This window comes from Ruegeria sp. B1 (genome assembly GCF_056535885.1).
In genome coordinates this window covers 662,462-681,719 of record NZ_JBQFJA010000001.1, presented here as the reverse complement: position 1 = coordinate 681,719, position 19,258 = coordinate 662,462, and the positions used below count along the sequence as shown (strand labels likewise).

At 56.9% G+C, this 19,258-nt stretch carries 22 protein-coding genes and 1 pseudogene; 6 read left to right on the top strand and 17 right to left on the bottom strand.

Features of this window, described 5'->3' with window-relative positions; translation table 11 throughout:
• Positions 1–11: 11 nt before the first annotated feature.
• The 4 genes from ACR3ES_RS03370 to ACR3ES_RS03355 all read right to left on the bottom strand — a co-directional run bounded on the left by ACR3ES_RS03370 (position 12) and on the right by ACR3ES_RS03355 (position 3,872).
• Positions 12–977 (bottom strand): ABC transporter permease, encoded by a 966-nt coding sequence (locus ACR3ES_RS03370; RefSeq protein WP_480424800.1) that lies wholly within the window; start codon positions 975–977, stop codon positions 12–14.
• An 87-nt stretch (positions 978–1,064) separates the two neighbouring features.
• Positions 1,065–2,624, bottom strand: a complete 1,560-nt coding sequence (locus ACR3ES_RS03365; protein ID WP_170431362.1) for an ABC transporter substrate-binding protein — start codon at positions 2,622–2,624, stop codon at positions 1,065–1,067.
• A 91-nt stretch (positions 2,625–2,715) separates the two neighbouring features.
• A complete protein-coding gene (locus tag ACR3ES_RS03360) occupies positions 2,716–3,117 on the bottom strand; it encodes a VOC family protein (RefSeq protein WP_480424799.1) in 402 nt (133 codons plus the stop codon).
• 107 nt (positions 3,118–3,224) lie between these two features.
• Positions 3,225–3,872, bottom strand: coding sequence for a GntR family transcriptional regulator (locus ACR3ES_RS03355; protein ID WP_170431364.1), 648 nt, complete (start codon positions 3,870–3,872; stop codon positions 3,225–3,227).
• Positions 3,873–3,988: 116 nt separating this feature from the next.
• Here ACR3ES_RS03355 and hydA point away from each other — a divergent pair, with 116 nt between their 5' ends.
• Complete coding sequence (gene hydA, locus ACR3ES_RS03350; RefSeq protein WP_170431366.1) at positions 3,989–5,377, top strand: dihydropyrimidinase; 1,389 nt, start codon at positions 3,989–3,991, stop codon at positions 5,375–5,377.
• A gap of 37 nt (positions 5,378–5,414) precedes the next feature.
• Here the strand turns inward: hydA and ACR3ES_RS03345 are convergent, their stop codons facing one another.
• From ACR3ES_RS03345 to ACR3ES_RS03315, 7 genes and pseudogenes are all read right to left on the bottom strand, one after another.
• Positions 5,415–6,293, bottom strand: coding sequence for a LysR family transcriptional regulator (locus ACR3ES_RS03345; protein WP_480426425.1), 879 nt, complete (start codon positions 6,291–6,293; stop codon positions 5,415–5,417).
• Positions 6,294–6,787: 494 nt separating this feature from the next.
• The gene (locus ACR3ES_RS03340) at positions 6,788–7,021 is read right to left on the bottom strand and encodes a response regulator transcription factor (protein WP_480425544.1); all 234 of its coding nucleotides are present in this window, start codon (positions 7,019–7,021) and stop codon (positions 6,788–6,790) included.
• Between the two features lie 102 nt (positions 7,022–7,123).
• Entirely contained in the window at positions 7,124–7,264 is a 141-nt protein-coding gene (locus tag ACR3ES_RS03335) for an autoinducer binding domain-containing protein (RefSeq protein WP_480425543.1), read from the bottom strand.
• Positions 7,265–7,272: 8 nt separating this feature from the next.
• Positions 7,273–7,551: pseudogene (locus tag ACR3ES_RS03330) on the bottom strand (autoinducer binding domain-containing protein); the annotation flags it as partial.
• Positions 7,552–7,748: 197 nt separating this feature from the next.
• Positions 7,749–7,961, bottom strand: a complete 213-nt coding sequence (locus ACR3ES_RS03325; RefSeq protein ID WP_170431373.1) for a hypothetical protein — start codon at positions 7,959–7,961, stop codon at positions 7,749–7,751.
• On the bottom strand, positions 7,958–8,803 hold the full coding sequence (locus ACR3ES_RS03320; RefSeq protein WP_480424797.1) for an MFS transporter: 846 nt from the start codon (positions 8,801–8,803) through the stop codon (positions 7,958–7,960). Before ACR3ES_RS03320 ends, ACR3ES_RS03325 begins: the two co-directional genes overlap by 4 nt.
• 122 nt (positions 8,804–8,925) lie before the next feature.
• Positions 8,926–9,576 (bottom strand): DUF899 family protein, encoded by a 651-nt coding sequence (locus ACR3ES_RS03315; protein WP_170431377.1) that lies wholly within the window; start codon positions 9,574–9,576, stop codon positions 8,926–8,928.
• Between the two features lie 203 nt (positions 9,577–9,779).
• Here ACR3ES_RS03315 and ACR3ES_RS03310 point away from each other — a divergent pair, with 203 nt between their 5' ends.
• Together ACR3ES_RS03310 and ACR3ES_RS03305 are read left to right on the top strand one after the other, a co-directional pair.
• The gene (locus ACR3ES_RS03310; protein WP_170431379.1) at positions 9,780–10,121 is read left to right on the top strand and encodes a DUF2853 family protein; all 342 of its coding nucleotides are present in this window, start codon (positions 9,780–9,782) and stop codon (positions 10,119–10,121) included.
• Between the two features lie 290 nt (positions 10,122–10,411).
• Complete coding sequence (locus ACR3ES_RS03305; protein WP_170431381.1) at positions 10,412–11,410, top strand: alpha/beta hydrolase; 999 nt, start codon at positions 10,412–10,414, stop codon at positions 11,408–11,410.
• 1 nt (position 11,411) lies between these two features.
• On the opposite strand, the gene ACR3ES_RS03300 is transcribed toward ACR3ES_RS03305, so the two are convergent.
• From ACR3ES_RS03300 to tsaD, 4 genes are read right to left on the bottom strand one after another with little or no spacing between them, the layout of a single operon-like run.
• Positions 11,412–11,834, bottom strand: a complete 423-nt coding sequence (locus ACR3ES_RS03300) for an EVE domain-containing protein (RefSeq protein ID WP_170431383.1) — start codon at positions 11,832–11,834, stop codon at positions 11,412–11,414.
• Positions 11,834–12,103, bottom strand: a complete 270-nt coding sequence (locus ACR3ES_RS03295; protein ID WP_170431385.1) for a YciI family protein — start codon at positions 12,101–12,103, stop codon at positions 11,834–11,836. The genes ACR3ES_RS03300 and ACR3ES_RS03295 overlap by 1 nt, the downstream gene beginning before the upstream one ends.
• Position 12,104: 1 nt before the next feature.
• Positions 12,105–13,064 (bottom strand): NAD(P)H-dependent glycerol-3-phosphate dehydrogenase, encoded by a 960-nt coding sequence (locus ACR3ES_RS03290; protein ID WP_170431386.1) that lies wholly within the window; start codon positions 13,062–13,064, stop codon positions 12,105–12,107.
• On the bottom strand, positions 13,061–14,158 hold the full coding sequence (gene tsaD / locus ACR3ES_RS03285) for a tRNA (adenosine(37)-N6)-threonylcarbamoyltransferase complex transferase subunit TsaD (protein ID WP_170431388.1): 1,098 nt from the start codon (positions 14,156–14,158) through the stop codon (positions 13,061–13,063). The genes ACR3ES_RS03290 and tsaD overlap by 4 nt, the downstream gene beginning before the upstream one ends.
• Before the next feature lie 19 nt (positions 14,159–14,177).
• Here tsaD and ACR3ES_RS03280 point away from each other — a divergent pair, with 19 nt between their 5' ends.
• Genes ACR3ES_RS03280 through ACR3ES_RS03270 form a run of 3 tightly spaced genes read left to right on the top strand, consistent with a single transcriptional unit; the run spans position 14,178 to position 17,694 of the window.
• Positions 14,178–14,969, top strand: a complete 792-nt coding sequence (locus tag ACR3ES_RS03280) for a uroporphyrinogen-III synthase (RefSeq protein WP_480424795.1) — start codon at positions 14,178–14,180, stop codon at positions 14,967–14,969.
• A gap of 54 nt (positions 14,970–15,023) precedes the next feature.
• Complete coding sequence (locus tag ACR3ES_RS03275; protein WP_170431390.1) at positions 15,024–16,208, top strand: hypothetical protein; 1,185 nt, start codon at positions 15,024–15,026, stop codon at positions 16,206–16,208.
• Positions 16,209–16,218: 10 nt separating this feature from the next.
• On the top strand, positions 16,219–17,694 hold the full coding sequence (locus ACR3ES_RS03270; RefSeq protein ID WP_170431392.1) for a heme biosynthesis HemY N-terminal domain-containing protein: 1,476 nt from the start codon (positions 16,219–16,221) through the stop codon (positions 17,692–17,694).
• 90 nt (positions 17,695–17,784) lie between these two features.
• Here the strand turns inward: ACR3ES_RS03270 and ACR3ES_RS03265 are convergent, their stop codons facing one another.
• Both ACR3ES_RS03265 and otnI read right to left on the bottom strand, forming a co-directional pair.
• Positions 17,785–18,024 carry a hypothetical protein gene (locus ACR3ES_RS03265; protein ID WP_170431394.1) on the bottom strand — a complete coding sequence of 80 codons (240 nt, stop codon included), beginning with the start codon at positions 18,022–18,024 and terminating at the stop codon, positions 17,785–17,787.
• Between the two features lie 454 nt (positions 18,025–18,478).
• Positions 18,479–19,252, bottom strand: coding sequence for a 2-oxo-tetronate isomerase (gene otnI / locus ACR3ES_RS03260; RefSeq protein ID WP_170431396.1), 774 nt, complete (start codon positions 19,250–19,252; stop codon positions 18,479–18,481).
• Positions 19,253–19,258: the final 6 nt, after the last annotated feature.

Genomic DNA, 19,258 nt, shown 5'->3' with positions numbered 1-19,258 from the left:
TTGTTGACAGCTCACTTCAGCTTGATGCGCGGGTCGATCAGCGTATAGACCACATCGACCAGAAAATTGATGACGACAAAGATCAGCGCGACCAACATCAGATAGACCACGATCACCGGACGATCGGCGCGGTAGATGGAATCGATCAGCAGCTTGCCCATGCCGGGCCAGGAAAAGATCGTCTCTGTAATTGTCGCAAAGGCGATCAGATCACCCAGTTGCAGGCCAAAGATCGTGACCACAGGGATCAGCGCGTTTTTCAAGCCGTGCTTGTACAGAACGTCACGCTTGGTAGCCCCTTTGGCGCGTGCAAATTTCATGAAGTCCTGACGGTTAACCTCCATCATGCCGGCACGGGTCATACGCAAGAGGATCGCGGTGGTTCCAAGCGATAATGTCACGGCCGGCAGTATAATGTGGTGCCACCCATCCCGGGTCAGCAGGCTGATGCGCAGACCGAACAGTTCGGCCGTGTCGCCGCGCCCCGAGGAGGGAAAGATGCCCCAGTTCACGGCAAAGAGATAGATCAGCACCATGCCGACCCAAAAACCCGGCAAAGAGATGCCCAGAAGCGATCCGGCCATGATGATGCGACTGATCCGGCTGTCGGGATGTGCGCCTGCAAAGACACCTAAGGGGATTGCAATCACAATCGCCAGCGCCATCGCGACAAGAACCATTTCGACGGTGGCGGGAAGACGCTCGAGGATCAGCGTCATCGCCGGCTGGCGGAAGACGTAGGAGCGCCCAAAATCGCCCTGTACGAGGCTGGTCAAGAACTTCCAGTATTGAACGGGCAGCGGTTGATCGAGCCCCAGCAGACGGCGCGCCTGTGCAATCTCGGCGTCGGTCGCGTCAATGGGCACGACCATGAACACCGGATCGCCGGTAAAACTCATCATCAGGAACACGATGACCGAAACAACCCAAAGCACGAGCGTCATCTGGATCAGTCGTTTTAGCAGATATCCGAACATGAACGGGGATCAGTCTTTCGCGAGATAAAAAATTGAGCTGATGGGTCCCGGCAAAGGTTTTTCACCGGGACCTATTGGCGTTCGCGGTTATTCGACATCCATGTCGAAGGCCCAAATGAACTTGTCCACGCGCGGCTCAAGCATCACGCCATCCCGGACAGCATAGATGTCCTGCTCGTAGTGAACGGGGATCATCGGAATGTCCGCCATCAGGATCTTGGTGGCTTCCTGCAGATAGGCGTCGCGTTGCGCGATATCCGGCGTCGAGTCCGCCTTATCGACCAGCGCGTCCACCTCAGGGTTCGAATAAGACCCGCGGTTGACCTGGCCGTACCCCTCTTTCTTGTCGCGGGTGTAGAACAGCGCCCCATACATGGAGCCCGCGTCACCCGCCGGTACGTCCCAACCGCTCATGATGAAGCTCGAGCTCTCGGTCGGCACCCGGATATAACCCCAGAAGTTCGATTTCGGCATGATATTCAGTTGCAGATCAACGTTGATCTTGGCCAGCATCGACGCCAGCGCCTGCGCAATCTGCGCATCGTTCACATAGCGGTTGTTGGTTGCATCCAGCGTCATAGTGAACCCATCGGCGTACCCCGCGTCGGCCATCAGTTGATTGGCTTTTTCGATATCCACCGCATACATGTCGCGGAAATTCAGCCCGTCGACATGGCCGATGTGAGATGCCGGTACATACTGCTCACTCGGCGTGGCCAGACCGTTCATAACGATTTTGTTGATCGCGTCGACGTCGATGGATCGCGCGATGGCTTCGCGTACGCGCTGATCCGTCATCGGATTCTTGCCTTCGATGGTCGGAGATTCCTCACGCATATCCATTGCCAGGACGACGTTTAAAAGGCTGGGGCGGGTGATGACCCGAAATCCATCCTCGCTCTTGACCCGATCCACGTCACGCACAGCAAGATCCTGGATCACATCCACTTCACCCGTCAGCAACGCCGCAGTACGGGTCGCAGGGTTTGTGATCGGTCGGAAGGTCACCGTCTTGATTCTTGGTGCGCCGGCCCAATAATCGTCGAATGCCTTAAGGACGAGTTTCTCCTCCTTGATCCATTCATCCAGCATGTATGGGCCAGTACCAATCGGCTTGAGGTCCATCTGCTCATCGCCGGTCGCAGTCGTGTATTCCTCGTCAAGGATCAGCAGCTCCGCCAAATCATTGGGTAGCACAGCATAGGGTTTCGGTGTCTTGATCTCGACCGTCAGATCGTCGATGGCGTTAATCGACGCAATGTTGGCCACCAGGTCGGGCCGGATGGATTCACGCGCTTTTTCAACCGTAAAGACCACATCCGATGCGGTGAACGGGTTACCGTTGTGAAACGTTACGCCGTCACGCAGTTTGAACCGCCAGGTCGTTTCATCCACGTTTTCCCAGCTTTCCGCCAGACCGGGTCCAAATGACAGGTCGGCACTGCGCTTCACCAACGGATCAAACAGATGATAATACATGATGTTTGACGACAGCTCTTCGCCCGCAAGCGGATAGAGGTGGCTTGGGTCGGAGGTCAGGCCAATCGTCACGGATTTGTCTTGCGCAAGCGCTGCACCTGCGGTGGCAGCGATTATCGCTGCGCCGAGAACGCCTGCCCAGAGTGTGTTTTGTGATCGGTATTTCATGGAAACTCCTCTGTGTTGGTCGAGTGTGCGGATATTGATTGGAGCCGGTGAGCCGGCCCTTCTGGTTAACTCCATAGCTGTGACAGACCGCTTAGTGCCCGGGCTTCGCGGTTTGTATTTCGATCTGATATCCCTCGGGATCATTCATGACGAAAGCTCGAATACCGAGCTCGTCGCTGTCGCGCGGCTCAGTCAGCCCGTCGACTTTGTTTGCCGCGGCCCAGGCGTGCCATGCGTCCACGTCGGGCACTCGCAGGCAAAGCTGGACGGTCTTGGCTTCTGCCCAATTCTGCATCCCCCGTGTTTCATCCACGAGGCCCACATTCGCTTTCCCGTCTATGCAATAAATCTTTGACCAGCCTTGATCGATAGCCAGCCTGAACCCCAGCACATCCTCGTAAAAAGCCATCGCCTTTGGCAGATCGCGGTAATACTGGAACGTCACTGCGAGGACGATCCCATCCATTGGCCGACCGGCGATCTGCGTGATCATGGCGAATACCCTCAAACTGAGACTTTAGCTTGCATCCAGACGGTATACACTCTGGATACCAAGTCAACATCTCAGTTCAAATAAATTCGCTACAGCTGTTCGTCGGATCAAAACGGATGGTAGATATGCGAAATGATCGCCTCCCGGACATTGGTCAGGTGCAGTTTCATCGCTGCAGCTGCCTCGTCCGGTTTTTGCGCAACGACAGCATCAATGATCGCAAGATGCTCATGGCAACCGGGGACAAGCCGGTCCGGAATCGATCCCTGGTCATACATGCGTGTCTTGGTCTTGAGGCCTTCGATCAGCTCAGACAACAGCTTGGACCCGGCCATACGCGCGATGACAAAATGCAATTGCATATCCAGCGCGGAATGCTCCTCGGAACTGGGGCGCGGTCCCTCCAAGAACCCACAAATCTTGGTCCTTATCGCCATAAGATCCTCAGTGGGTTTGCCTGAACCTGCGGCTTTTCTGGCGGCCTCACACTCCAGCAAACTGCGCACATGGAGGATCTCCATAATGTCACTCAGCGAGATGCTGTTGACGACAGGAGCGCCCCCAGCCGTACGAATCGCAAGCCCTTCACTGATCAAATGGCCTATGGCTTCGCGCACAGGGGTGCGGGAAACGCCCAAAAGATCCGCAAACTTCTTCTCACTCAGGCGCGTGCCGGGCTCCAATGAGCCGTCCAGGATCATCGCCTTGATACGCGTGAAGGTGGTTTCCCCCAATGTCTGCAATGTATCGGCCATAATCCCTCCTGCTGCGACACAGAACCTTTGGGTTCTTTTCACGCATCATCTTTAAACATCTTTCTTTTGGTATACACTCGGTATGTCAATACGCAAACAATTGCTTCGGGACCGCCATGCAGAACTCTCAATTCGACGTCATTATCCGGGGCGGGACAGCCGTTACCGCAGTGGGCACCCAAAAGACCGACATCGGCATAGCAGCTGGCAAAATCGCAGCCATCGGCCCGGACCTGTCCGGAACGGCCCCGGTCGAGATAGACGCGACCAACCAGCTTGTCTTGCCTGGCGGCGTTGACACCCATTGCCACATCGAACAGGTCTCGGGCGCGGGGCTGATGAACGCCGATACGTTCGAGACGGCCACGCGATCCGCGGCGTTTGGGGGGACCACAACCGTCGTGTCGTTCGCAGCGCAGCATCCGGGCCACAAAATACGCAAGGTCGTCGCCAACTACGCCGCATTGGCGCGGAAAGGCGCACTGATCGACTATGCATTTCACATGATTGTTGCCGATACAGGCGAGGGGAACCTGACCGAAGACATTTCACAATTGATTGCCGAGGGCCACCGCTCAATCAAAGTATTCACCACCTATGACAAGGTGCGACAAGACGACAAATCCATTCTGGACATCCTCGATGTCGCCAAGCGGGAGGGTGCACTTGTCTGCTTTCACGCCGAGAATGACGGTCTTATCCGTCATATGACAGAAAAGCTGCTTGCCGCGGGAAAGACACACCCAAAATACCATGCCGAGTCCCACCCCCGCGAAGCAGAGATCGAGGCGATCGACCGGATGTGCCGATTTGCCGAATTCACCGGCGCGCGCATCATGATCTTTCATGTTTCAACGCGCGAAGGTGCCGAGATTGTCCGCCGGGCGCGCGCACGCGGCGTAAATGTCCAGGCAGAAACCTGCCCGCATTACCTTTTCATGACGGTCGATATCCTGGAACGTGAAAATCCTGCGCGTTTCATGTGCTCACCTCCGCAGCGCACATCCGACGATCAGGAAGCCCTGTGGGAGGCAATTGCGGACGGCACCGTTCAGCTGGTTACCTCAGACCACGCCCCTTACCGCATGGACGAGAGTGGGAAATTCGCTCACGGCGGTAACGCTCCGTTTAACCGCATCGCCAACGGCATGCCGGGGCTTGAGACCAGATTGCCACTGATGTTCAACGCGATGGTGAGCGAGGGTCGCATGGGACTAGAGACCTTCGTGGAACTGACCGCGACTGCGCCAGCCAAGGCGTTTGGCCTATCGGGCAAAGGGCAGATCGACGTGGGATGCGATGCCGATATTGCGGTCTGGGACCCCGATCTGACCATCACTTACGGGGCCAACGATTTGAAGGATAACGTTGGCTACAACCCATTTGAAGGGACCAGTGTAAAGGGCGCGCCGGTTCATGTCCTGTCGCGAGGGCAAACCATTGTGAAAAATCGCAAACTGTTGGGTGTGGCCGGAGGCGGAACCTGGTTGCCTATGTCGGGGTGAATGCCCAGCGATCCAGAAAAGCAGAAAGCTCTGGCGCCTAGTCTTGAAGCTCGGCAACAAGAAAATCGAGAAATACCCGAACCTTGGACATCACATAGCGTCGGGATGGATAGACGGCATAGAGTCCCGTTTCGTTCGGTGTCCAGTCTTCCAGGGCCGTGCACAATCGTCCTGCCTGCAGATCCTCAGCGACGTACATACGAGGCACAAGGCTCAAACCGAACCCTGCGCGCAGAGCATCCCGGACCGCAAGGCTGGAGGAAACCTTGTAGCGGCCCTGAACAGGGACTTCGACGGTTCGCCGGCCCTGCCCGAAGGTCCATTTGGCGGCATGATCCGAATGGGTGAACTGAATGCAGTTATGCTGCGCAAGATCCTCAGGTCGGGTTGGACGACCGTACTCCGCCATATAAGATGGCGCGGCGCAGACGACGTGATCCAAATTCATCAGCTTTCTTGCAATAAGACCCGAGTCCTCAAGACTGTCACTTCCACGCAGAGCGACATCAAACCCTTCTTCCACCAAGTTGACCCGCCGATCATCCAACCTCAGGTCCAGCGTTAGATCGGGATAACGGTCGAGAAACTTCGGGATTTTTTCTGACAGCCCGATCAGCGTCACCGTGACCGGCGCGCTGACGCGCAACACTCCGGATGGCGTGGCCTGAATTGCCAGCAGTGTTGCGTCGGCCTCTTCCAGATCATCGAGGACTTGCACAACACGCTCGAAATACAAGGTTCCGGCCTCTGTCAGACTCATCCTTCGAGTTGTGCGATTGATCAGACGCGCGGAAAGATGGGCTTCCAACTCGCTGATATTCTTGCTGATCGCGGCAGGAGACAGGTTCAGTTTGCGGGAAGCCGCAGCGAAACTGCCAAGCTCGACCACAGCTCGAAACACGGTAAGGGCAGTCATTCGATCCATGGTTATTTACTACTGGTAAATTAAGTTTTCATAGACCGGCCTATTCTCTACCAATTCGCTCCGTTGTATCTCCTTAGACAGTAAGTTGCGTAGCTGACGTCAGGGACCGGCTTCCAAGTTTTGATCTCGACGTTGTTCTCATGCGTCTGAAAGGTGCACTACCAGATTTAGCAGAAGATTTTTGGCGGAATACACAGAGTACAGTGCCCGTTTAGGTCGACAACTGACTCTACTCCAAAATGACCGCATTGGTGTCACTGAGCTTCTGGGAAAGATGAGGTGCCCCGCGAATGAGTTCCATTCTTTGCCTGTTCATCCAAAGTGTCGCGAAAATCGGAAGTTCATTATCATACATTTTCGCCCCCTGCTGGGCTCGCGCCTAAGAAATCCAATACAAGTACTCCAGTGCCGCTCGCATGCTCGAAAAGTGGACTTCGTCGTTCGCAGAGCTCGCACAATAAAACCAACCAGAGCGATCGCTTCGATCAACGCCAGAGTTTACCGCAGATCCGTCGCTGGTGATGGCGGGTGTGCTGTATCAGCTTTCGCTGAATTGCAATAGCGACTGCGTGTGTCTTTGACGCTGCTCCGAGCTTCGTTGCCGCATTACGGATGTTGAAGTTCACCGTGCGCTCACTCAAACCAACGATCTTTCCAGTCTCCCAACAGCTTTTACCTTCGCTGGCCCAGATCAAAACGTCTCTTTCTCTGGGCGACAGCTCAACGTCATGGTCATCTGCGGAGTTGGTCCTAACGATGGCAGAGTGGATAATAGATCCGAAATAGGTCAGATCGGATAGAAGGTGCTTCTTGATCGAGCGCTATTCCCCTACCGGCTCCCGAGAACTGGCTGAGAAGAGCGCCTGGCTGCCATAGGGGGCTCGGATCGGTATGGAAACGCCCTGTGAGCTGACACCGAATTCGGTCGCTTCACCAAAAAATCTATCGCAGACTTGTCGGATTTGGGAACCGTGCCCCAGTCGAATGGTAGTATACCAAGGAAGCTACTTGAAACTACCGGATCGCTGGCATCGTAGCCTTTTTCAACATAGCGGTCCTCCCAAGCCTTCAAACAAGTGGTCAAAAGTTCAATTGGAGGCGTGGTGGCGGAAAGTGGTTTAAGCCGTATATAGGCGATTTCCGAGAGGCCGAACCTCTGACCGAACCTCCGAAGATAATCGGGCTGGTCATCTGATCGTGCGAACAGGGCGATGTCTTCAACAAATGCTTCTGAGATATCTGGTCGCATAAACCTTTCCCCTCAAAATCTTCACATCACATCGAAAGCCAACACGTCTTATGATTTAATAGGCGAGCACCAGCTCGCCACTTTGAATTCTCCTCCCCATTTATAATGGAGTGTATATGCGTCAGTATTATGAGTTTAAGCCCCACAGATATACTGAGCTAAAACAAGCCGTTAAGCCGACAGCTAACCTTGACGCACTACATCCGTCGAGCGATCGATCGGGTTCCGAAAATCGCTGCAAGAGACGCCAACACAGCCAAAATGACTGCCAAAATCGGTAACCCGACCTGATCAGCCGCGACGCCCATAATGATTGTTGTGACCGCCACTCCACCAAATGCCATCCCGTAAAAAATCACCATCAAACAGAGAACATCCTCGCGATCAGCGTTCTTGAGAATCCTGCTCATGGAAACGCCGAAAGCGACTTCGAATGCAACATAAACGCAAAACACGGGGAGAAGGTTATCAGGGGGTTCTGCGCGACAAATGGAGCGATCATCGAAAATGAGGCGAAAACGAGTATGGTCGTCAACGGTGCCTTCATATTCCGACTACCAGTAAACAGATAGTTTACAAAGACAACGCGAGCGACAATTCCGAAGACCCCCACGGCTTCCGAAATCGCACCGTATTGTGGCGGAAGGCCAAGCCACGCAAGAGGTATCCATACTCGGGTAACTTGGTTGAATGCTTGCAAGAAAACCACTGAGAAAACCAGAATGATCATTGCGTGCATGATTGTCCTGCTCGACAAGAGCGCGACCCGGCCACGATGGAACAAAGAAATGTAGCCGCCGATATCCGACCGAACGGCCGGGATAAAGGGCAGCAGCAAGCAGGTCAGAGCCGATAGGACGTAGGTGCACGCATTCGCCGCTGCGATTGCAGTAATCGGCACGAACGAGATCAGCCAGAAGCCGACCACGGTACCGATCGCTTGACCAACATAATTGCAGGTCATGACCAGATTGTTCGCACGATCAATGTATGAGTCGTCAAGATGAGCCTTGAGGGCGACGTTCCGCGCGACCTTGGTCGTCATGTCGAAGAACCCGCGAATAAATAACAGCCCACAAGCAAGGTAGAAGTATCCGGCCGCCACCGCGAGACCAACGCAGAGCGTCGCAAGCGCTGCCCCGATTTCTAGGCCGATCAGAGCATTCCTTGCCGGAAGCCGGTCAGCCAATCGCCATGCGACAGGCATCAGTAAAAAGATGGGAAGGAACTGAGCACGGGGAAAGTGAAGCAAAGTGATCTAAGGGATTTTCCAGCGACCGCCTCGGTGGTGCCGCTTGAACCAGCCGACCGAACCATGACATTCAACATCAGTTCAGGGCGGATTACGGCAGCGCTTAAAGGTGTCTTTACAGATCAACACCGCAGGGACGGAAAGAAATCTCCGCGGCCATCCGGCGTGAAATCCAGCACGTTCCACAGCGGCCAGGCTGCGTCCACGTGCCGGGGATGCCAGTCGCTGGGCTCGAAAAACAGCTCGGAGTTCCAGAAATGGTGGATGCCGTCCTGATCCCTTTGAAAAATATTCAGGATTGGCAACTGGCTGCCATCCTCAGCCTCGGCGAGGTAGTCGCTTTGGTACGTGGTTCCCAGCGCTGAGTAGAGCGGCAGGTCAGCCCAGCCCATGCGAGCTTTCAGATCCTTCAGCTTCTCAGGCGCGTTCTCAGCCACAACGGCAAAACCGATCTTTTTCGAAAGATGCGGGATCTGGCTGTTCAAGCCGTCCAGAAAAGCGGAACACATCGGGCATGGCTGGGCCGCGTTGGGGCCGTACATGAGAGAGTAAACGGCCAGCGTGTCATGAGATCCGAACAGTGACGATAGCCGTGCCGGTTTTCCGTCCAAAGACCGAAATGCATAATCTGTAGGAGGGTGACCGCCCTTAGGCAAGGAACGGCGCAAACGGGCGACCGCTTCTACTCGGGCGCGCAGCTCTGCTTCCGCCGTCAGCAGTTTGTTGCGGGCGGTTCTGTATTCGGGGCTTTCGTTGGGCAGCGATACGGGCATGTCGTCCTCCTGGATTTGTTATTTAACATAAATGTTAAATAATGATAGGCCAAAAATCAACCGCCATTCCGGCCAGCCTTTGCTTACGGGGAATGCTCGGAATTTTTCCCTTTGTTACACGTAGCCTTCTGTTTAACCTGCCGTCACATTTTCAGGAATGTGAGTAAAACACAGCAAGAACTGCAAATAAGGGAGAGTGTTTAATGGGAAAGCGTGACGACTTGATCGCCAAATATGCCGAAGATTTGAAAGGCAAATGCGGTATGAATCCCGATATGGATCTGCTGACAAAGGTTACGATCGGATGCGGACCAGCGATTTATGACGCAGATGCATCAACGGTAGCGGCCAGCCAAGAGGGTGAGCTTGAGACGGTGAAGAACAACTTCCTGATCAAGAAACTCGGTCTATCGGACGGTCCCGAATTGATGACGGCGATCAACTCAGCCCTGGAAACCTATGGTATGTCCGAACGCAACAAATACCGCGCCGTCGTATACTACATGCTGACCAAACATTTTGGCAAAGAGTCGGTCTACGGCTGATCCCGGTTCCGGCCGTTGAACAGCGCCCGTCGACCGGTCGGCGGGCGTTTTGCATTTGAGTAGTAGTTTAAAGACTTGGAGTTTGAACCGGCAGCCGGTCATCGGGTATTGTCGATCTGTGACCAGGACGGTCAGAACCAAGAAATTCTATACGTGTGTGGTGAGTTGGGAGCACGCGGGGTAGGGAAGGTTCTGCATCGTTGGGGCCTTCCCTTTTTTTGCGGCAAGCTTGAATCTGATCCGGTCACGGATAGGATCGGGTTACCTTGCAGCGCAATAACGAGGCATGAATGCCAGCCAACGATGACCCCAACAAAGATGGTCCGTGTGTGCGGATCAAAGAGGTCGGTAGCTTTTTTGCCGGCGGCCACAGGGTAACGCTGCGCGATCAACCGATACGGCAGATTCAGGTTGCACGCAACGCCCCACCCCGAACCGTTGATACAAACGGCGACTACATTACCGGCCAATGCTACGTTCAGTATTTGCGTCAGGTCGAGCCGGAATTCGAAACCCCGTTGATGTTCTGGCATGGCGGCAGCATGACCGGTGCGGTCTGGGAGAACACGCCGGATGGCCGACCGGGTTGGCACAACTTTTTTCTGACGTCCGGGTTTGATACTTTTCTTTGCGATGCCGTGGAACGTGGGCGGGCTGGCTGGTCGGCCTATCCCCAGATTTACAAAGACGAACCGGTGTTTCGAACTCAGAACGATGTCTGGAACATGTTCCGGTTCGGACAGGCCGGCGGGTACAGGTCAGAACAATCCGAGAGACACCCGTTTGAGGGGATCAGATTTCCCGTGGATGCGATGGATGTGCTGGGGGCTCAACTGGTGCCCCGCTGGACCACCCATGCCGAAATGACGCTTGCCGCCTATTACGATGCGCTAAAGCGGGTTGGCCCGGTCTGGCTGATCGCTCATAGCCAGGGTGGCAATTTCGCGTTGGAGGCGGCGGCAACACATCCGGAATTCTTCAAGGGGGTCATCGCCATTGAACCCGCGTCGGCACCTTCGACCACAGGCAAGGCCGCTGAGGTCCCGCATTTGGTGATATGGGGAGACTACTTGGAAGAGTTTCAAATCTGGCACGCCTACCGAGCCGCGGCAAACAGCTATGTGTCTCAGCTTGTTGCCGATGGTGGATCCGTCAGGGTTCTGGACCTTCCTTCTATGGGCATCAATGGCAACACGCACGCGATGATGATGGACAACAACTCGGATCAGATTGCCGCGATGGTTCTGGACTGGATCAGGGACACCGAAGGCAAGTCCGAAACGGCCTAGCCTAGTCCGCTTGCGTCTGACCCAAGCCGCAGATTATCGTCCACTCGGTTTCGCTGACCGGTTGCACGGAAAGCCGCGAGTTCTTGACCAACACCATATCTGCCAGCCGTTCGTCCGCCTTGATCTGGTCCAGTGTGACAGCGGTGGTGAAGGGGCGCACAGCCTTGATATCCACGCATTCCCAACGCTCATCATCGGTTGTGCTGTCAGGATGCGCTTCGGCGCATACCTCGACGATCCCAACGATCGCCTTGTCTTTTTGCGAGTGATAAAAGAACCCACGATCCCCAACCGCCATCTGCCGCATGAAATTGCGCGCCTGATAGTTCCGCACACCGTCCCATTCCTCGCCTGCGTCGCCCTTGGCAACCTGCTGATCCCAACTCCAGGTCGACGGTTCGGATTTGAATAACCAGTATGCCATCAGCCAATCACCCTTTTCCACGGAATGAGTTCGACGGACTCGAATAGCCCGGCCATCGCATATGGATCACTCTCGGCCCAGGCGTGCGCTGCCGCCAAATCCTCGACCTCCAGAATGATCAGGGACCCTATCATCGTTTCGTCGTTCAACAGAGGGCCGGCCTGCAACACCACGCCGGTTTCCTCGATATAGGCCAGATGGGCCGCGCGGTTGTCCAAACGGGTCTGCAGGGCGCCATCCTTGTCGCGGGCGATCAGGGCGATCAGCATGTTATTCCTCCTTGAGCGGGCGATTGAGCAGCGATTGAATCGCCTCGGCCACACTGTAGGCGCCGCTGCTGAGTTTCGCTACCGTCGTACTGATCGGCAGGTCCAGCCCTTCGGCTTCGGCAATTTCAGCGACGGCGCGCGCCGTGGCAACGCCCTCGACCGTGGTGTTGGCGTCGAACTTCAGATTCCGACCTAGCGCCAAACCAAACCGATAATTGCGGGATAGTTCGGATGAGCAGGTCAGGACCAGATCACCTAAGCCGGACAGTCCCATAAGCGTCTCGGCGCGCGCACCACGCAAGGCTGCAAAACGCTGCATCTCAGCAAATCCACGCGTGATCAAGGCCGCCCGTGCGCTATCCCCCAAACCGGCGCCGATGCTGGCACCGCAGCCGATGGCCATCACATTTTTCAAGGCGCCCCCAAGTTCGGCTCCGACAGTGTCGGTCGTTCGATACAGGCGCAGATTGGCGGTGGTCAGCTTTTTTTGCAGCTCCAGCCCCAGATAGGCGTCGGCGCAGGCCAGTGTCAGTGCGGTGGGCAAACCGTGCGCGATGTCATCCGCAAAACTTGGTCCGGTCAGAAGTGCGGGGTGGGCGTCGTCGATGGTTTGCTTGATGACAGAGATCGGACCCAATCCGGTCGACAATTCGATTCCCTTGCAACAGGACACCAGGGTTTTTCCCGCCAGAAGGGTCTCATGCTGGGTTAGTGCCGCACGCAGGTTTTGCATCGGCACGGCCAACAACAGGGTATCTGCCTGACACGCCAAGCCAATATCGGACGTCACCGTGACCGATGACGGCAGGCTCACACCTGGAAGGCGCGGGTTTTCCCGTGTGTCCTGAATCCGCGCGGCCTGATCGGTATCCCGGGCCCATAAGGTCACGGGCCCTTTGCTCGCCAGTGCATTTGCTAGGGCGGTGCCGAACGCACCAGAACCAAGGACCGAAACGCTCATGCCTTGGCGCCTTTCCTGCCGCTGCCCAGCATCGCGGGGCTGGTGCGATCCAAGGGCCAACGCGGACGTGCGACCAGATCAAGACCGTCCCTTGCGCCAGCGCGAAACCGCTCGATCCCGGCATATGCGATCATGGCGGCGTTATCGGTGCAAAGGTTCAGCGGAGGCGCGGTGAATCGGACGCCGAATTCTGCACAAACAGACTCTAAACCAGCCCGAATTGCCGAATTGGCCGCTACGCCGCCAGCCACGGCAATCACAGGTTCTGACGGGTTCTGCTGCAGGTACAGCACGATGGCCCGTCGTGTTTTCTCGGCCAATGTGTCAACGACGGCCTGTTGGAACCCCGCACACAGGTCGGCCCGATCCTGACGGGTCAATCCGCCCTTTTCAGCGGAAATCTGATCGCGGGTCCGCATCAGCGCCGTCTTGAGGCCGGAAAAGGACAGATCACAGCCGGGTCGATCCATTAAAGGACGGGGGAACCGGAACCGCGCCGGATCACCCGACCGGGCCTCGACCTCAACGGACGGACCACCGGGTTGCGGCAGGCCCAACAGACGTGCGGTTTTGTCAAACGCTTCACCGGGTGCATCGTCGATCGTACCCCCCAGCCGGGTAAACTCCTCCGGGCCATGGGCGATCAGATACTGGCAGTGCCCGCCAGACACCAGCAGCATAAGATAAGGAAAGGCAACATCGTCGGTCAGGCGCGGGGTCAGTGCATGCCCGGCCAGGTGGTTAACGCCGATCAGGGGCAAACCTGTTGCGGCACTCAGACCCTTGGCGCACATGACGCCAGACAGCACCCCACCGATCAGGCCGGGACCGGCGGTGACTGCGATGGCATCCATGTCGGACAGGGTCAGCCCCGCCCCGCCCAGCGCCTCGACCACGCAGATATCCAGCTTTTCCGCATGCGCACGCGCCGCAATTTCGGGCACAACCCCACCAAAGGCGCTGTGCAGTTCGGTCTGCCCGTATACGACGGACGACAAGATCTCGGCCTGTGCGCCCTCTGTCTGGCGCACAACGGCGGCGGCTGTGTCGTCGCAGCTGCTTTCCAATCCCAGCACGGTAAGTGTTTGCACCATTGGTCTGATCCGTTGCATCATGACTGCCAAGCGGGGTATCACCCTGCGCGGACGCAAACAATCCCAAGGCCAAAGGCGCCGCCCGTTGTATCTGTTGATGACCCGCCCGCGCGCCGCCTCGGAGAGGTTTTTGGCGCAGCTGCCGACCCGCACCATGTCCCGGGTCACCGTCATCCATTCTCCATTGCTCGACATCAGGCCGCTTGGCGTCGAGGTGATCACCAGCGGAATCCGGGGACTGATCTTTTCCTCGGCAAACGCCGTGAACGCCGCGGCTTCGCTGGGAGTGACCCGAGACTTGCCAGCCTATTGCGTCGGTCCCGCAACAACGGGAACCGCAAAAGGCTCGGGTTGGCGGGCGCAAATGGCAGGCGGAACGGCCGAGGAACTTGTCGCCGCTCTGGTCAAGCTCCGCCCCGAGGGTCCTCTGCTGCATTTGCGCGGCGAGCACACTCGCGGTGAGGTGGCCGAGCGGCTGACCGAGTTGGGGGTGACGACCCGGGAACAGCCGGTGTATCAGCAGCGCCTTTTGCCGCTGAGCGATGAGGCATCGCAAGCCGCCATTGGGGAAGTCCCGATAATCGCGCCGATTTTCTCGCCGCGCACCGCGCGACAATTTGCCGATGTCTGGACCGGATCCGCGCCGTTATGGCTGGCCGCAATAAGTGAGGCGACAGCCGAACCCCTTTATTCCTTGACCTATGAGCGATTGAAAATCGCCAAGGAACCAACGCCTAAGAAAATGCGGAAAGCCGTTAAAAAACTTGTGAAACATGTGATGCGGGTTGAGGGTGAGACAGGCGCGGATTAACTTGGCCACGCCCGTAATTCAGTTGTTTTTAGAATCGATAAGGGGAATGCGACGGTGGCTGATAAGAAGAAATCCGATCAGGAACCGGTAGAAGACCCCAAATCGAACGATGCAGTCGATGAGGCCGTTGGTCGTGATGAGGGTTCTGCAGACACGTCCCTTGACCTAAAAGACCCTGCGGAAGAGGTGAATTCCGAAGCCGAAGCCGAAGCCGAAGCCGCGCCGGCGCAGGAAGAGGAAAAGCCCGTTGAGCGCGTTGTCGAGAAACGCGGTGGGTTTGTTCCCGCCCTAGTTGGCGGCGTCATCGCGGCAGCCATCGGGTTTGTCGCCGGGCGCAGTGATTTAATACCGATGGGCGCAACGGATACGTCAGAGGCGATTGCCACACTTGAGGCCAAACTGACAGACCAATCAGACCAGATCGCAAACCTGTCCAAAACGCTTACGGACAACTCCGATGTCTCGGACCTGTCGGCTCAGGTCAAGGCATTGGCGGACAAGCTCGCGCCGGTCGAGACCGATTTGACCTCGGTGAAGTCCAGCGTCGACACATTGACGGGTCAGGTGGGCCCACTAACCGACCGTCTGTCCGCGCTGGAAAAGAACCCGATCGAGGCCAGTGTTTCGCCCGAAGCCACCGCCGCCTTTGAAGCTGAGTTGGAAAAGCTGCGCGACTCGCTGGCCGCCCAGCGCAGCGAGGTCGAGAAAATGGTTGCAGATGCACAGGCCTTGGAGGCCAAAGCCTCGGCAGAGGCCCAGGCCGCGACCAATGCGGCCATCCTGTCGCGCCTGCGCAGCCAATTGGACGCTGGCCAATCCTACAGCGAGCTGGTGAATGAGTTGAAAGCCGGAGGCCTGGAAGTTCCCGATGCGCTATCGGGGCCTGCGGAAAATGGTGTTGAGGCCCTGTCATCGCTGCGCACCTCATTTGCCCCTGCGGCCCGATCCGCTTTGGCGGACGCGCGGGACGCGGATAAGGGAACGGGCGTAATCGCCTTCCTCCAGCGTCAGACCGGCGCGCGTTCGGTGACACCGCAGGACGGCGACGATCCGGACGCGATCCTCTCGCGTGCGCAGGCGGCGCTGTCGGATGGGGACCTGTCAAAAGCGCTGAGCGAACTGAAATCTTTGCCCGAAGCGGCGCAGACCGCAATGGCCGAATGGGAGCAGGCGGCTCAAACGCGGGTGTCCGCCATTGATGCCGCCGACACGCTGGCTTCCAGCCTGAACTCGAACTGAAGGACCTGCCATGCTGTGGTCATTGTTTAAGATCCTTGTCTTTGTAGCGATTATTGGCCTGCTGGCCCTTGGGGCCCAGTTCCTGATGCAGACCAGCGGCGGCGTGCAGGTCACTGTCGCCGGAACGGAATACACGCTGAGCCCGCTGCAATCGGTGATTGCGCTGGGCGTCCTGGTTTTTGCGGTATGGCTGTTCTTTAAACTGCTCAGCCTGCTGATCGCGACGCTGAAGTTCCTCAACGGCAATGAAACGGCCCTGTCGCGCTATTTCGACCGCAGCCGCGAACAGCGCGGCTATCAGGCTCTTGCAGACGGAGTGATGGCGCTGGCGTCGGGCGAGGGTCGCGTGGCTATGACCAAGGCCAACAAAGCCGAAAAACTGTTGAACAAACCCGAGCTGACAAATCTGCTTGTGGCACAGGCCGCCGAGCTGACCGGCGACACCAAGAAAGCGTCCGAGACCTATAAAAAGCTTGTCACAAACAACGCGACCCGGTTTGTCGGCGTGCGCGGCATCATGAAACAAAAGCTAGCCGAGGGTGACGACGAAACCGCGCGGAAGCTGGCGGAAAAGGCACTGGCCATTAAACCCCGTCACGAAGAAACGCAGGACGTTCTGCTGAAACTGCAGACCAAGGCGCAGGACTGGGCCGGCGCCCGCTCGACTTTGACGTCGAAACTGAAAGCCGGCTACCTGCCCCGCGATGTTTTCAAACGCCGCGACGCGGTTCTGGCGCTATCAGAGGCCAAGGACATTCTGGACGAGACCGCCAGTGTGGAGCAGCAGGAACACGCGATTGAAGCCAACCGCCTGTCGCCTGATTTGGTGCCTGCCGCTGCCATGGCCGCGCGTGCCTATATCGCAAAGGGCAAACCCAGAGCGGCCACCAAGATCCTGAAAAAAGCGTGGGAGGTTCAGCCGCATCCCGACCTCGCCCATGCTTTTGCCGAGATCGCACCGGATGAAACACCTCAGGAGCGGATCAAGCGGTTCTCTGCACTCACGCGTATCCACCCGGAGAATATGGAAACCCGCCTGATTCTGGCAGAGTTGAACATCGTCGCCGAAGACTTCCCAGAGGCACGCCGGGCGCTGGGCGACGTGATTGAAAAACAGGCCGATGCACGCGGTTATACGTTGATGGCTGCAATAGAACGGGGCGAGGGTGCGACGGACGCCGTCGTCCAGGGTTGGCTGGCCAAGGCGCTGAACGCTCCGCGCGGGCCTCAGTGGGTGTGCGACAACTGTCATCACATTCAGGCTGAATGGGCGCCGGTCTGCCAGAATTGCGGCAGCTTTGATACGCTCAGTTGGCAAACTCCTCAGACGCCAGAGATTGCTAGTGCGACGGGCGCTCACATGTTGCCGTTGATCGTGGGTGCACTTGAGGATCAGCCTGAACCGCCCGAGGAACCGGAGGCCGAAACCACCGACGAAACCGACGTGATCGACGTCGACGCGGAACCGGTCGAAAAACAGGCGTGACTGCCGGCGCTGCCCAGTGCAAGTTGTGCAGCCAGGCTGTATCTCGGGGGTTCGGACCGCGCCGCAACCCTTACGGGATGGACCAAGCTTTCAGCTGCGTACTTCACGTTCAGGCATGTTGGAACGTGTCAGGGGTTCTTGCCGGCCGCTAAGGGGCAGATCATTTTGCATTTCTTCAAATGCAGCCTCAAAAAGCGCCGTTATCTCGGATTTTTCCAGCGGCGGGTGCTTGTCGTCCAATGCCGGGGACGGGGTGTCTGCGTCGCGGGCAGGCGCGGGTTTGATCAAATCAGCTGGGTTCAAGCGACCTAGAAGTGATTTGATTTGCATATTCAGATTCCTTCGACCCTAAAGCGCAAAAAGACTTTGCCGCTGCGAACCGTGTCCGAGCCCAATGGTGGGACGGGCGCAAGGACGTTTTTCCGTGAGTGACGATCCGCAGCGACACGGCGCATTTAGGAAACGCATTGTACTTCGTAAGGGGGAAGAAATTGCAGTTTTGCGTCAACTTTTGATCGGTTAGTCAAAAAAGTGATAACAGACTGACGTTTACGTCAACTTGTTAAACGAGAGCGTAAATCCAAAGGACGTTGCGTCAAAACTCGGACAGCCATTACACCGCCAAGTCCGATTGCGCGTTGGAGCGCCGCCATTGGGTACAGACCGCTGTATAAGCTTCATCAGGCTGGATGACGAGATAGCCGAAAGCTTAACGCATCCTTCGGGAAGTCCGGCCCTCCAATACGATGTTCGAAGGTTCACCGTGCGAAGCATCCTTTGTTTTTCATGCGGACCCTTCTCCCCGAAACCAGCCCAGGCCATCAAGCGTTCCATTCCGCGGGATGTACTCGCAGCCAACCCAGCCGGAATAGCCGATCTGATCAATGTGCCGGAATATCTCGGTATAGTTCAACTCGCCCGTATCGGGTTCATGGCGATCCGGCACACCGGCGATCTGAATGTGGCCAATCAGATCCTTGCAGTCGGTCACGGACGACATGACATCGCCCCGCGTGATCTGATGATGGAAGATATCAAACTGCAACCGTACTCTGGGGTGCGCGATACGCTCGATCAGAGCCATTGCTTGCTCAGTCGTCGATAAGAAGTACCCCTGCATCGCTCGCGGGTTGATAGGCTCGATCAAAAGATCAAGATCAGCCTGAGCAAATCTGTCGGCAGCGTATCGGATATTGTCCACATAAGTGGTCACGCTGTCGGCCCTGGGCGCTGTAATCCCCGCCATGGCGTGCAAGCGTCGGGCCCCAAGCGCCTCGGCATAAGGCAAAGCCCGCGCGACCGATGCTTTGAACTCGGCCTCCCGTCCGGCCAGCGCTGCAAGACCTCGGTCCCCCTCTGACCAATCCCCCGGAAAGAGGTTGAAGACCGAAACTTCAAGACCGTTATCCGTTACTGCGCTGCCCACGTCCTCGGGCGAATGGTCATAGGGAAACAGAAATTCCACCGCGTCGAATCCGGCCTCGCACGCAGCTTTGAAGCGGTCGAGAAAGGCGTATTCGGTGAACATCATGGAAAGATTGGCGGAAAATCGGGGCATAGGCGA